The 13,847-nt window shown below is 39.2% G+C and carries 14 protein-coding genes and 1 pseudogene; 14 read left to right on the plus strand and 1 reads right to left on the minus strand.

The genetic code is table 11. The features are described from left to right. Nucleotides 1–306 precede the first annotated feature (306 nt). Nucleotides 307–921 (minus strand): annotated as a pseudogene (locus A3I7_RS12720) (helix-turn-helix domain-containing protein); the annotation flags it as partial. Nucleotides 922–1,119: 198 nt separating this feature from the next. On the opposite strand from A3I7_RS12720, the gene rapZ reads away from it, so the two are divergent. From rapZ to A3I7_RS0108285, 14 genes are all read left to right on the plus strand, one after another. After that, the gene (rapZ, locus tag A3I7_RS0108220) at nucleotides 1,120–2,010 is read left to right on the plus strand and encodes an RNase adapter RapZ (protein WP_018376308.1); all 891 of its coding nucleotides are present in this window, start codon (nucleotides 1,120–1,122) and stop codon (nucleotides 2,008–2,010) included. Further along, the gene (locus A3I7_RS0108225) at nucleotides 2,007–2,984 is read left to right on the plus strand and encodes a YvcK family protein (RefSeq protein ID WP_018376309.1); all 978 of its coding nucleotides are present in this window, start codon (nucleotides 2,007–2,009) and stop codon (nucleotides 2,982–2,984) included. The genes rapZ and A3I7_RS0108225 overlap by 4 nt, the downstream gene beginning before the upstream one ends. Continuing rightward, nucleotides 2,981–3,892, plus strand: a complete 912-nt coding sequence (gene whiA / locus A3I7_RS0108230; protein WP_018376310.1) for a DNA-binding protein WhiA — start codon at nucleotides 2,981–2,983, stop codon at nucleotides 3,890–3,892. Before A3I7_RS0108225 ends, whiA begins: the two co-directional genes overlap by 4 nt. 435 nt (nucleotides 3,893–4,327) lie before the next feature. Further along, on the plus strand, nucleotides 4,328–4,870 hold the full coding sequence (locus A3I7_RS0108235; protein WP_245538853.1) for a GNAT family N-acetyltransferase: 543 nt from the start codon (nucleotides 4,328–4,330) through the stop codon (nucleotides 4,868–4,870). 111 nt (nucleotides 4,871–4,981) lie between these two features. Beyond that, nucleotides 4,982–5,509 carry a GNAT family N-acetyltransferase gene (locus A3I7_RS0108240; protein WP_018376312.1) on the plus strand — a complete coding sequence of 176 codons (528 nt, stop codon included), beginning with the start codon at nucleotides 4,982–4,984 and terminating at the stop codon, nucleotides 5,507–5,509. Continuing rightward, nucleotides 5,499–6,206, plus strand: a complete 708-nt coding sequence (locus A3I7_RS0108245; RefSeq protein WP_018376313.1) for a GNAT family N-acetyltransferase — start codon at nucleotides 5,499–5,501, stop codon at nucleotides 6,204–6,206. The genes A3I7_RS0108240 and A3I7_RS0108245 overlap by 11 nt, the downstream gene beginning before the upstream one ends. After that, nucleotides 6,203–6,823 carry an HAD-IA family hydrolase gene (locus A3I7_RS0108250; protein ID WP_018376314.1) on the plus strand — a complete coding sequence of 207 codons (621 nt, stop codon included), beginning with the start codon at nucleotides 6,203–6,205 and terminating at the stop codon, nucleotides 6,821–6,823. Before A3I7_RS0108245 ends, A3I7_RS0108250 begins: the two co-directional genes overlap by 4 nt. After that, on the plus strand, nucleotides 6,823–7,185 hold the full coding sequence (locus tag A3I7_RS0108255; RefSeq protein ID WP_018376315.1) for a DUF6054 family protein: 363 nt from the start codon (nucleotides 6,823–6,825) through the stop codon (nucleotides 7,183–7,185). Before A3I7_RS0108250 ends, A3I7_RS0108255 begins: the two co-directional genes overlap by 1 nt. An 88-nt stretch (nucleotides 7,186–7,273) precedes the next feature. Further along, a complete protein-coding gene (locus A3I7_RS0108260; protein WP_018376316.1) occupies nucleotides 7,274–7,975 on the plus strand; it encodes an O-methyltransferase in 702 nt (233 codons plus the stop codon). A gap of 69 nt (nucleotides 7,976–8,044) precedes the next feature. Further along, nucleotides 8,045–9,055, plus strand: coding sequence for a peptidylprolyl isomerase PrsA (prsA, locus tag A3I7_RS0108265; RefSeq protein WP_018376317.1), 1,011 nt, complete (start codon nucleotides 8,045–8,047; stop codon nucleotides 9,053–9,055). 232 nt (nucleotides 9,056–9,287) lie between these two features. Then, the gene (locus A3I7_RS0108270; protein ID WP_018376318.1) at nucleotides 9,288–9,785 is read left to right on the plus strand and encodes an LURP-one-related/scramblase family protein; all 498 of its coding nucleotides are present in this window, start codon (nucleotides 9,288–9,290) and stop codon (nucleotides 9,783–9,785) included. Nucleotides 9,786–9,943: 158 nt separating this feature from the next. Continuing rightward, nucleotides 9,944–12,562: an alanine--tRNA ligase gene (gene alaS, locus A3I7_RS0108275; protein ID WP_018376319.1), complete on the plus strand. Its 2,619-nt coding sequence runs from the start codon at nucleotides 9,944–9,946 to the stop codon at nucleotides 12,560–12,562. A gap of 99 nt (nucleotides 12,563–12,661) precedes the next feature. Continuing rightward, nucleotides 12,662–13,396 carry a PHP domain-containing protein gene (locus A3I7_RS0108280; protein WP_018376320.1) on the plus strand — a complete coding sequence of 245 codons (735 nt, stop codon included), beginning with the start codon at nucleotides 12,662–12,664 and terminating at the stop codon, nucleotides 13,394–13,396. A gap of 262 nt (nucleotides 13,397–13,658) precedes the next feature. Beyond that, a partial coding sequence (locus tag A3I7_RS0108285) for a helix-turn-helix domain-containing protein (protein WP_018376321.1) occupies nucleotides 13,659–13,847 on the plus strand: 189 nt, incomplete at its 3' end.

Consider the following 13,847-nt stretch of genomic DNA (forward strand, 5'->3'; position numbering starts at 1 on the left):
CATTCAGCTTATCTTTTATTACTTCAACGAATGGGAATTCTGTTTCCATATTTTCAACCTTCGGCAATCACTACAATGACTGTTTGACATGAATTTTGTTTTACTATCCTACTCCACTAGTCTTTTTGCGGATTGGTGGAGTCGGTACTAAAAGCAAATTGAAAGACTATAAAACTTGCTTCATCATTAAACGAGTTTGGAATAGGCCTAGTTCCAAACTCATTTTAAGTTTAACGGACATGATATAAGATTTATGCGTTCAAATCTTAGTTTAGAACTAATACTCAAAGAAAATCAAATAGAATAGGTGATTCCTTTCTCTGTGAGAAAGCGTTGGAAGTCCTCGTAGGACCGTCCTTCTTTCGCAGTTTTAGGAATAGGAGGAAGCTCTCTTGTTCTCCGTTTTCTGAATTTCACAACACGTGGGAAATCGATAGGTTTTGTGGAAAGATAGCCTTTTTCAAGGTATCGGTAGATAGAAGCTCTGGATGCCGAAAGATCGTTTGATGCGATGATATGGTTGAGGTGTTGTCCTTTTTGGATGGCAGAAGAGACAATTGCGTCCATGCGATAGAATTCTTCTTTGTTTAGGGCAACGCCTGTTCTCGAGTCTGAGAGCTTAGCTTCATANTCAAGCTGAGCTCTTTTGGCGTAGTAGAACTGTTTCGTGTATCCACAGTTCAATCTCTTTTTCGGACAGGCATTACAAACGTACGGAGCCTTTTTGAGTAGAGGGCAGACCTCGCAATTAGATGTACTAGAGTTCTCTTTTATCACCCTATTTCTCCGAACTTCTTTTGAGATTGTGGACGGATCTTTTTCTAACTTAGCTGCTATAGCCGAGAAAGGCTTAAGTTGTTCAATTCCTATTTGAATATCATTGCGATCAGAAAGTGTAAGATGTTTGTTTTTCCTTGTCAGTTACCAACTTGTCCCATAGTAAGTTCTACCTTATTTTTTTGTCTCAGTCTAATTTCCAGTTTTGGTGTTAGACTAGAACTTACTTTGAGAATTTAGGCTACGTAGCTGTACTCATAAACCTAGACTGATAGAGAGATTTTTAAAGAGAATTTTGTTATAATGTAAGAAATAATGTAGAAATAGGTTAGGGAGAAAGTCATGTTAGAATCAAAAATTAACTTGGTCATTGTTACAGGAATGAGTGGAGCCGGAAAGACTGTTGCTATCCAATCTTTTGAAGATTTAGGTTATTTTACGATTGATAACATGCCGCCCGCCTTAGTTCCCAAATTTTTGGAACTAATTGGTCAGTCTGGGGACTATGACAAAGTAGCACTTGTTGTTGATATGCGTAGCCGTCAGTTTTTCAGTGAAGTTAATACTATCCTTGATAAGATTGAATCAAATGAAAAACTTAATTTTAAGATTCTTTTTTTGGATGCGACAGATGGTGAACTTGTATCGCGCTATAAGGAAACACGCCGCAGTCATCCTTTAGCGGCAGATGGTCGAGTTCTTGATGGGATTAAGTTAGAACGTGAATTATTGGCACCGCTGAAAAGCTTGAGTCAAAATGTTGTTGACACTACTGAATTAACACCGCGTCAACTGCGTAAGACTATTTCTGAGCAATTTTCAGATAGTGGGAACCAGCCATCTTTTCGTATTGAGGTTATCAGTTTTGGGTTTAAATATGGTTTACCTCTTGATGCAGATCTTGTATTTGATGTGCGGTTTTTACCAAATCCTTATTATATGCCAGAATTGCGAAATTTGACTGGGCTTGATAACCCCGTTTACACCTATGTTATGGGACATAAAGAATCAGAAGAATTTTACCAACATTTGTTGGCTCTATTGCAGCCTATTTTACCAGGCTACCAAAAAGAAGGAAAATCAGTTTTGACTATTGCTATTGGTTGCACGGGAGGTCAACATAGAAGTACAGCATTCGCTCATCGCTTGGCTGAAGATTTAAAGTCGGACTGGCTTGTTAATGAAAGCCATCGGGACAAAGACCGTCGTAAGGAGACTGTTAATCGCTCATGAGAAAACCTAAAATTACCGTTATTGGAGGCGGGACAGGCATTCCTGTCATACTGAACAGCCTTAGACACGAAGATGTTGATATTACAGCAATTGTAACTGTCGCTGACGACGGAGGATCATCTGGTCAGTTACGCTCAGTTATGCAATTGACACCACCCGGTGATTTGCGCAATGTTCTAGTTGCCATGAGCGATATGCCAAAGTTTTATGAAAAAATTTTCCAATATCGCTTTGCAGAAGGTGATGGTGCTTTGGCAGGTCATCCTTTGGGGAATCTTATTATTTCTGGAATCGCAGAAATGCAAGGTTCCACCTACAATGCTATGCAAATTTTGACTAAATTCTTTCATGTGACTGGAAAGATTTACCCAGCTAGTGAAAACCCATTGACATTGCATGCCATCTTTAAAGATGGTCATGAAGTTGTCGGTGAGAGTCACATTGCCGACTATCAAGGGATGATTGACCGCGTCTATGTGACAAATACTTACAATGAAGAAGAACCAACCGCAAGCCGTAAGGTGGTTCAAACTATCATGGAAAGTGATATGATTGTCCTTGGACCAGGTTCGCTTTTTACTTCGATTTTGCCTAACCTTGTTATTCCTGAAATTAGGCAAGCACTTTTGGATACCAAAGCGGAAGTTGCTTATGTCTGCAATATTATGACACAGCGTGGTGAGACAGAGCATTTTACGGATGCAGACCACGTGGCTGTCCTCAATCGTCACCTTGGTTTAGATGTCATTGACACCGTTTTGGTCAATATCGAAACAGTTCCTCAGACTTATATGAATTCCAACAAATTTGATGAATACTTGGTACAGGTAGAGCATGATTTTAAGAACTTGCGTAAACTGGCTAAGACCGTTATTTCTTCTAATTTTTTACGTTTGGAAAATGGCGGAGCTTTTCACGATGGCAAACGTGTGGTTGATGAATTGATGAATTTAGTCAAGGTGAAGCGCCGATGAGTTTTACAATAAAAGTGAAAGAAGAACTCCTAACCTTAGCGATTTCAGATAAGAATGAACTTTCAGCTATCATCAAAATGTCAGGCAGCCTTGGTCTAACTGGTCAAGGCTTAACCTTATCCATCACCACTGAAAATGCCAAAATTGCTAGACATATCTATAACCTTGTCGAAAGTATCTATAGCCTCACACCAGAAATCAAATATCACCAGAAGACTAATCTCCGTAAAAATCGGGTTTACAATGTTTTTATTACTGAAAATGTTGAAGAAATTTTGTCTGATTTGCAGTTAGCAGACTCATTCTTTGGTATTGAAACGGGCATCAAGCCTAGTATTTTAGAAGATGATGAGAAAGGGCGTTCTTATTTACGCGGTGCATTTTTGGCGACAGGAACCATTCGTGACCCCGAATCGGGAAAGTACCAGCTGGAGATTTTTTCAGTCTATCAAGATCATGCTGAAGACTTAGCAGACCTCATGCGAAAATTTATGCTGGATGCTAAGGTTATTGAACACAAAAATGGTTCGATAACTTACTTGCAAAAGGCCGAAGACATCATGGATTTTCTCATTGTCATTGGGGCTATGGCTTGCCGCGAAGCTTTTGAGGAAGTCAAAATTATGCGGGAAACCCGAAACGACATCAATCGAGCTAATAATGCTGAGACAGCCAACATTGCTAAGACCATTACAGCCAGTATGAAAACCATTAACAATATCGTTAAGATTATGGACACAGTTGGTTTGGAGGCTCTGCCTGTTGAACTACAACAGATTGCCCAAGTCAGAGTGGCTCATCCTGACTACTCCATTCAGCAGATAGCCGATAGCTTGGAAATACCAATCACCAAGAGTGGTGTCAATCACCGTCTGCGTAAGATTAACAAAATTGCTGATGATTTGTAAACTTTTATGTACTACTTGAAGATGTTATCGGCCTCTCTATGGGAGCTTACCTTAGGAACTTTAACGTTTGTGTGGGCATATTTTTCGAAAAACTAACTCCAGATGTTGCTGACTTTCAGTTTCACTTCCGCATTGCTGACACGAACTAAGTTTGCTTTATTTCAAACTTTCTAAAGCACCATTCAGACCGTTGTAGCTAGTCTGATTTTGGTTTTCATTGAGTATTTAGAAACTGTATTCACAGTTCAGCACTTCTATCCAAGGCTAGTTTTTGTGCTACTCCCCGTTAGTTTTTTTCAAAATACAGTCAGTGTTCCCTCAAAAAACTGCCTTGATGAGCAAAAAAATATCTCTTATCTATAAGCAATTCTCTTGTGAATATAGGTTTTTACAATAGATTTGTATTTTGTAGCCAGATATAAGGAGGAAAGTGAATTGAGTTCAAAAGCATGTATGGAGATTCGAAAGATTAAAAGCTGTGACCGAGAAGTTTTTGAAAAATTTAATGCTGCCATGTTAGCAGATAAAGAAAATAATCCTTTTGTGGAATGGTGGGATGTGTCTGATTTTGATGAATTTGTCAGACAGAGTGACCAATCAGAGGTCAAATTATCTAATCAGACTTGGCCCCCTTTTACTTGCTATTTTGCTTTTAGCAGTGGGCAGATTGCAGGGTTAGTGATCTGCTTCTGGGAATTAGATCATCCTGATTGTCAGACGTTAGGGCATTTTGGTTATATGGTAGCTCCGAGCTTTCGTAGACAAGGACTGGCAAGCAGATTATTTACCTTTGCACTTGAACATTACCGTCAGCTAGGAGCTAATCAGGTCTTTGTGGCGACAGATGAGGACAATGTGGCCAGTCGCGGTTTGATTGAAAAGATGGGCGGTCAGTTGCTTGCTCTGGAAACTATTCCTTACCACGATAAAGTCTTAAAGTCTGCCCGATACAGTTTTGATTTGAATAAAAGAGACTAACGAAAAATTTGATTGACCGATTGTCTCCTAATTGAGTGATTTATCGGCTGATTAACTAACTGTTAGAGCTAATACCTATCAATTGTACTTATTTATTATTTGGAGAAGACGATGGAAATCAGAAAATTAGAATTAAGTGATCAAGTCGCATTTGAAGAATTTCAAGCAAAGTTGTTGAACGAAAAAGCAGCAGGAAACAGCTTTATTGAAACTAAAAAAGTAGAGGACTTTGCAGCTTTTGTTGAAAAATCTAAGCGTTTTGAAACCCAGACAGACAATCCTGATTGGTCAACCTCCACTAATTATTATGCTTTTGTGGATGGGAGTATTGTAGGACGGATTGACTGCCGCTGGCAAATTGAAAAGGGAGATTTATTACGTATCGGCGGTCATATCGGCTATGCTACTGCACCAGACTTTCGTCAGCAAGGTGTGATGACAAAACTTTTAGCATTTGCACTTGAACAATATCGTCAAAGAGGGATCAAACGTGTTCTGATAACTGCCCGTGAAGATAATCTTCCTAGTCGTAAGACGATTGAAAAGGTTGGTGGGAAATTGGAAAATATTCTTCCCCTAGAAGACGGTCATCATTTAGCACGTTATTGGATAGATTTGGAGGATAAGCATGTCAGTTAATCGTTTTGGACAAGAAATTGGCGAGGCTTTACCTGATTTTAAAAAAGGGGAACTTCCGACTGTTGAGACTTTGGAAGGACGATACTGTGTTGTTGAGCATTTAAACGTTAGCCAGCACTTTGAAGATATTGTTGACTTTTATTGTGACAATGTGGTATTGTCTGACTGGACTTACCTATTTGATGAGCCGTTTGACTCACCCCATGCTGTTCGTGAACGTTTAGAGACCTATGAACAATCAAGCAATCCCTACTTTTTTGCCATTCGAGATAAGGCAAGCGACAAAGTTTTAGGGACTTTTTCGCTCATGCGGATTGATACGAATAATCGCTCAGTAGAAATGGGAAGAGTTATTTACGCACCAGCATTGCAAAAAACACGAGCCGCAACAGAGGCACAGTATCTTGTCATGGCCTATGTTTTTGAAACCTTGGGCTACCGTCGCTACGAATGGAAGTGTGACAATCTTAATTTTCCTTCTGCTAAGGCTGCTAGACGTCTAGGATTTACATATGAAGGTACTTTCCGAAACCATGTTATTTACAAGGGCAGAAGTCGTGACACTGACTGGTTTGCGATGACTGATCAAGATTGGCCCGTTAATAAAGCAGTTTTAGAAAGCTGGTTGGCCCCTGAAAATTTTGATACGGCTGGTCGACAAAGATATTCTTTACAGGAAATCAGGGAGAGAAGATGAAAACCGTCAGTTTTATTTGGGATTTTGATGGGACGCTGGTGGAGTCTTACGATGCTATCCGTCAGGTATTGATTTTGCTTTATGACACTTACGAATGGCCGATGGATGAGGACTTTGTTTTTGATTTTATCATCAAGGAGTCTGTCGGGGAACTTTTACGTCGTTTGGCAGCGGAGCACGATGTGCCTTTTGAAGAATTGTTGTGCTTTTTCAATCGTGAACAAGAAGCGCGTGACCACATGATAAACCTCATGCCTCATGCTAAAGCAGCTCTGCAATTTACCCAAGAAAGAGGTATCCAAAACTTTATCTACACTCATAAGGGAGCGACGACAAAAGCAGTGCTGGCTCGATTAGGCATTGATCAGTATTTTACAGAGGTTATCACCTCGGCTAATGGTTTTATTCGCAAACCCCATCCTGAAGGCATTAACTATTTGTTGGACAAGTACAAGCTGGACAAGGAGAAGGCTTACTATATTGGCGACCGTAAACTGGATGTTGAGGTGGCAGAACATGCAGGTATCAAGTCTATCAATCTAAACCAGCCCGACTCTTCCATCAATGATAAAATTGCTGACTTGTCGGAAATAATAACGATTTTTGGAGGTGAGTGATGGGCTTACGAGCCAAACAATTGATTGGAAATTTTTCGGCGACATTAGAGGAGGTAACTGCTCTTTTAAAAGAACAACTGGAAGGTAAATTAATCTTTGAAAGCTGGCGAACAACAACAGATACCAAGGTAGTCCTTCTTATATTTGAATATTATTATATGGTAAGTGGAGGAGCAGTGTTTTCTAATTCAGAGAGTTCAAGTTTGACCATTATGCTGACCCAAAATCCAGATTATCAAACTGCTGATCTTGTTGGATCAGGTCACGGTGGAAGAATGTTTTCAGAAATCGGTCAGAACTGGAGTCATGTCTTGGATGCTGAAAAAATTCTTTATCGGAATGGTTTTTCAAATTATCGCTAAGACTAAAATTTCCAGTACTTACTAGGATTTTTTTGCTATAATAGGACAGTTGACAGTTTTGTCAAAATGCAAGAGAAAAGGGAGAAAGATGGTTCAATCTTACAGTAAAAATGCCAACCACAACATGCGCCGTCCTGTTGTGTCTGAAAATATCGTTCATTTTATGAGGACTCGTCAAAAGCAAAATGAAGCTCATTTGGCAAAATTAGAAGCATTTGCACACCAAGAAAATATTCCTATTATTCCCCATGAAACAGTGGCCTATTTTCGATTTTTAATGCAAACTATTCAACCCAAAAATATTTTAGAAATTGGAACAGCCATAGGTTTTTCCGCACTCTTGATGGCTGAAAATGCGCCGCAGGCAAAGATTACGACTATTGATCGCAACGAGGAAATGATTGGTTTTGCAAAGGAAAATTTTGAAAAATACGATACAAGAAATCAGATTCAACTTCTAGAAGGTGATGCCGTCGATTTATTGGGCGGTCTGAAAGAGACTTATGATTTTGTTTTTATGGATTCAGCAAAGTCAAAATACATTGTCTTTTTGCCAGAAATTTTAAATCATCTTACAGTCGGTGGTGTCATTATTATGGATGATATTTTTCAAGGTGGCGACGTAGCTAGACCTGTTTTGGAGGTTCGTCGTGGTCAACGAACCATCTACAAAGGGCTTCAACGTTTATTCGACGCAACGCTGACTCACCCTGATTTGACGACTAGTCTGGTGCCATTAGGTGATGGACTTTTGATGATTCGGAAAAATACTGAAAATATTGTCCTATAATTTAAGGCATTTTTAAGAAAATATGGTACAATAATAGAGTTAATGACAATTTAAGGAGTTATATTTAACATGGCAAACAAGAAAAAAGGTTTGAACAAAGCTGTTACAGGGATTGCAACTGTTGCAGTAACTGCTCTTTTAGCATCAGGTGTGACTTATCTTGCTGTTAAAAACGGTGATTCTGAGAGTACGAATCTAGTTACCTTAAAAGGTGACACTATCACAGTTTCAGACTTTTTCAAATCTGTGAAAAATACCTCATCAGCTCAGCAATCAATGTTGACTTTGGTTTTGACACGAGTTTTTGAACAACAATATGGTGACAAAGTTTCTGACAAAGAAGTTACTGATGCATATAATAAAACAGCTTCTTCCTATGGTTCATCATTCTCAAGTGCCCTTACTCAAGCTGGTCTTACAACTGAAAGCTACAAACAACAAATTCGTACAACAAAGTTGGTTGAATACGCAGTGGAACAAGCGGCTAAAAAAGAATTGACAACTAAGAATTATAAGGCTGCATACGAAACTTACAATCCAGAAACAAAAGCACTTGTCATTAAGCTATCAGATGAGGAAACAGCAAAAACCGTTCTTGAATCTGTCAAAGCAGAAGGCGCAGACTTTGAATCAATTGCTAAAGAAAAGACAACGGAGGCTGATAAAAAAGTAAGTTATACTTTTGACTCAGCAGATACAACTTTACCAAGCGATGTCATGTCAGCGGCCTTTAAACTTGATAAAGATGGTATTTCAGATGTTATCTCGGTCCTTGATTCTTCTACTTATACGTATTCTTATTACATTGTAAAAACGACAGAAAAGACTGAAAAAGATTCTGACTGGAAAACGTATAAGAAACGTTTGAAGAAATTGCTCATGGCTAAGTACCAAAGTGATACTAGCTTCCAAAACAAAGTAATTGCTGCGGCTCTTGAAAAAGCTAATGTGAAAATTAAAGACAGCGCATTTGCAGACATCTTGTCACAATATGCAACAAGCTCATCAAGCTCAAGTAGTTCATCGTCTACATCTTCAAGTACAACAGAATCTACAACTGAAAGTTCTTCAGATAAATAATTTAACTTGACCGTGTCTTGAAAAGCTTGTATAATAAAGTGTTGAGAATTGTTTTTCGTTGCCCTAATACAGAAAAATGGCGGTTGCTGCGAGCCATAGATGGGGGAAGAACATGCTACTCAATACGACAATTTAAGATAAGAAAAAGGATGACAAGTTCATTGAATGAAGGTGGTACCGCGGTTCTCGCCCTTCGTGATATGGGCTTGTCTTTTAAATTGAGGAAGGTGTAATGAAGACATTTCAAATCAAACAAAAGATGTGGTCTCTCGGAGGAAAGTTTACTATTACAGATGAATTGGGAATTCCAACTTATCAAGTGGAGGGTTCTTTTTTCAAAATACCTAAGACGTTTTCCATTACAGATATGCAAGGAAATCTAGTCAGTCGAATTGACAAACAATTCATGACTTTTTTACCAAAATTTGATGTGGTTCTGGCTGATGGCACATCTTTTACCATTAAGAAAGAATTTACGTTTTTCAAACCTCGTTATAGCATTGAGAGACTAGGCATTGATGTTCAGGGAGATTTCTGGGATATGAACTTTCATCTGACTCAGAATGGTCAAGAAGTTGCCAGAATTTCTCAGGAGTGGTTGCACCTGACATCAACTTATCGTATTGAAGTTTATGATAATCAATATGCAGATTTGGTTATATCACTTGTGATTGCCATTGACTACGTCAAAGAAATGGAACACCACGCAGCAAATAGCGCTTCCAATTAAATTTTATAAAAACAAAGAAAGGAAAGGGGATCGAGTTTACGTTGAAATGAACTCGGGTTACGGACTTTGTCAAAAAGAGAAACACTTCCTAGACGCAAGCGTCTTCGTCAAGTTTCCTATTTTGACGGTATCCGCTTAACACCCTTAGTATCTTAATTATGAAACAATTATCTTCTGCACAAATTCGTCAAATGTGGCTTGATTTCTGGAAATCGAAAGGTCACTCAGTTGAGCCTTCAGCCAATCTTGTTCCCGTCAACGATCCGACACTTTTATGGATTAACTCTGGTGTGGCAACTCTCAAAAAATATTTTGATGGTTCTGTTATTCCTGAAAACCCACGTATCACCAATGCTCAAAAATCAATTCGTACCAATGATATTGAAAATGTTGGTAAAACAGCTCGCCACCATACCATGTTTGAAATGCTAGGAAATTTCTCTATTGGAGATTATTTCCGAGATGAAGCGATTGAATGGGGCTTTGAACTGTTGACAAGTCCAGAGTGGTTTGATTTTCCAAAAGATAAACTTTATATGACTTACTACCCTGACGACAAAGATTCTTATAACCGTTGGATTGCTTGTGGAGTAGAACCAGACCACTTAGTACCAATCGAAGATAATTTCTGGGAAATTGGTGCGGGTCCTTCAGGACCAGATACAGAAATCTTCTTTGATCGTGGGGAAGACTTTGATCCAGAACATATCGGACTTCGTCTTTTGGCTGAGGACATTGAAAACGATCGTTACATTGAAATCTGGAATATCGTTTTATCACAATTCAACGCTGATCCCGCTGTTCCACGTTCTGAGTACAAGGAACTTCCTAATAAAAATATTGATACGGGTGCTGGTCTTGAACGTTTGGCTGCTGTGATGCAAGGAGCTAAAACGAACTTTGAAACCGATCTCTTCATGCCAATTATCCGCGAAGTTGAAAAATTGTCTGGCAAGACCTATGATCCAGACGGTGATAATATGAGTTTTAAAGTTATAGCCGACCACATTCGTGCTCTCTCATTTGCTATCGGTGATGGTGCTCTACCAGGAAACGAAGGTCGAGGCTATGTTCTTCGTCGTCTCCTCCGTCGCGCAGTTATGCATGGTCGTCGTCTTGGTATTGGTGACACTTTCCTCTACAAACTTGTTCCAACTGTTGGAAAGATTATGGAAAGTTACTATCCAGAAATTCTTAAAAAACGTGACTTCATTGAAAAGATTGTGAAGCGTGAAGAAGAAACTTTTGCACGTACTATTGATGCTGGAAGCGGTCATTTGGATCAATTGTTAGCGCAATTAAAAGAGGCAGGTAAGAATATACTTGAAGGTAAAGATATCTTTAAACTTTACGATACCTATGGTTTTCCAGTCGAATTGACTGAGGAGTTAGCAGAAGATGCAGGTTATAAGATTGATCATGAAGGCTTCAAAGTAGCTATGAAAGAACAGCAAGAACGTGCACGAGCTGCTGTTGTCAAAGGCGGTTCAATGGGCATGCAAAACGAAACTCTTGCAGGTATTGTAGAACCTTCAGTCTTCAACTATGACAAAGAGGTGTTGGATAGTACACTTTCAGTTATCATCACTGATAATGAACGTTCAGAAGCAGTATCTGAAGGTCAAGCTCTTCTTGTCTTCGCAGAAACACCATTCTATGCTGAAATGGGTGGACAAGTGGCTGATCATGGTGTCATCAAGAATGAAAAGGGTGATATTGTTGCGCGTGTGACAGATGTGCAAAAAGCACCAAATGGTCAAGCCCTTCATACTGTTGATGTCTTAGCAAGTCTTTCTCAGGGCACAACTTATACCCTTGAAATTGATAGTAGCCGTCGTCACCGTGTAATGAAAAATCACACAGCTACTCATTTGCTTCATGCCGCTCTGCACAATATTATCGGCGAACATGCCACTCAGGCTGGATCCCTCAACGAAGTTGAATTTTTGCGTTTTGACTTCACACATTTTGAAGCAGTTACAGCAGAAGAACTTCGTCAGATTGAAGAACAGGTTAATGAACAAATCTGGAATGCTATCCCAGTTACAACTATTGAAACAGACATTGATACGGCTAAAAACATGGGAGCTATGGCTCTTTTTGGTGAAAAATATGGTAAGAATGTTCGTGTGGTTTCAATTGGTGATTATTCTGTTGAGCTTTGTGGTGGTACTCACATCAAAAATACCTCAGAAATCGGCCTTTTCAAGATTGTTAAAGAAGAAGGTATTGGTTCAGGAACACGCCGTATTCTCGCTGTGACAAGTCGTGAAGCTTTCCTTGCTTATCGCGAAGAAGAAGATGCCCTTCGCACGATTGCAACGACAGTCAAATCACCTCAGATCAAAGAGACTTCAAACAAAGTTGCTAGTCTTGCTGAGGAGCTCCGCCATTTACAAAAAGAAAATGCAGAGCTTAAAGAAAAAGCAGCTGCGGCCGCTGCTAGTGAAGTCTTTAAGGACGTTAAGGATGTTAACAGTGTGCGTTACATTGCAAGTCAAGTATCTGTCTCAGATGCTGGCGCCCTTCGCACTTTTGCCGATAACTGGAAACAAAAAGATTACTCTGATGTCCTTGTCCTTGTGGCAGCCATCGGTGAAAAAGTAAATGTCCTTGTAGCAAGTAAAACCAAGGATGTTCATGCCGGTAACCTTATCAAAGTTTTAGCACCAATTGTATCAGGTCGTGGTGGCGGTAAGCCAGATATGGCTATGGCAGGTGGTAGTGATGCCTCAGCTATCAAAGACTTGATTGCTGCAGTAGCGAAAAATTTATAAGGTAACACTTTGCTAAAGCCATAAATACAAAGACTGGAATGGCTTCATTCCAGTCTTTTTGTTATAATTAACTTACTTAAATTTGAGAGGAGTAACTTTATGCGCGACAATCACTTACACACCCACTTTTCCTATGATTCTGACGCTAGATTTGAGGATTATTTGCTTCACTATGATGGTGAGATTGTGACAACAGAACATTATGATCTGTCTAATCCATACACAGGACAGGATGATATCCCTGATTATGAGGCTTATTCTAAGGAAATTGCAGAGCTTAATGATAAATACGGTAATCGTATCAAGCGCGGTATTGAAATCGGATATTACCAACCCCGTGAGGCTGATATCATAAGCTTCTTAGCCGATAAGGACTATGATTTGAAACTCCTTTCTGTCCATCATAATGGTGTCAATGATTATCTGGATGATGAAATCGCCACCATGGACAAGAACGTTATCATACAAGAATATCTGGATAAGTTGGAATATGCCATTGGGCGTGTAGAGGCAGATGTGTTAGCGCATTTCGATTATGGCTTTCGCTTGTTTGATGTGACAGTTGATGAATTAAAAATTTATGAACCTCAGTTGCGTCGCATTTTCCAAAAGATGATTGACTATAACCTAGCCTTTGAGCTCAATAGCAAATCCATGTATCTCTATCATCATGAACACCTTTATCGCTACGCTCTAGAACTAGTTAAAGAATTGGAATGTCACAAATATGCCATTGGTTCTGATGGTCATAAACTCGAGCATTTCCGATTGTCTTTTGATAAAATCCAAACTATTTTGGATGAGTTTGGGATTGAAGCAATAGAAGTCATTTAAACAGATGTCGATTTGAAAGTTTTTGTCATTCTTTACATCTGTTATGAGCAACAAAATCTGTTAAGGCCAAAAAGAAGTATGTAAGAATATTTGAACTCGTTGGCATTGTTGTTCAAATCTACTTAAGTGGCTATTTAAAGAAAGTTAATGAAGTCAATGATATTTAAAATACTTGCCCGCGTTGTAAAATGAAGTGCAACAAAAAAGACATGCTCGTCTGATATACTAGAATTCCCCAACTCAGTATAGAAAGCAGATGAACATGTCCACTAATCATTCTACCAAAAAATCNTNNTANTCACACCTTTCAGCCTCTGAACGNGGAGAAATCAGCGCCTATCTCAAGATGGGCAAGAACCCCTCTGAGATTGCTCGTCTGCTTGGGCGTCATCGCTCAACCATCAGTCGTGAAATCAAACGAGGAAGTGTTTCTCAGGTTCAAGATAAGAAC

It is taken from the genome of Streptococcus orisratti DSM 15617, assembly GCF_000380105.1.
Lineage (GTDB): Bacteria > Bacillota > Bacilli > Lactobacillales > Streptococcaceae > Streptococcus > Streptococcus orisratti.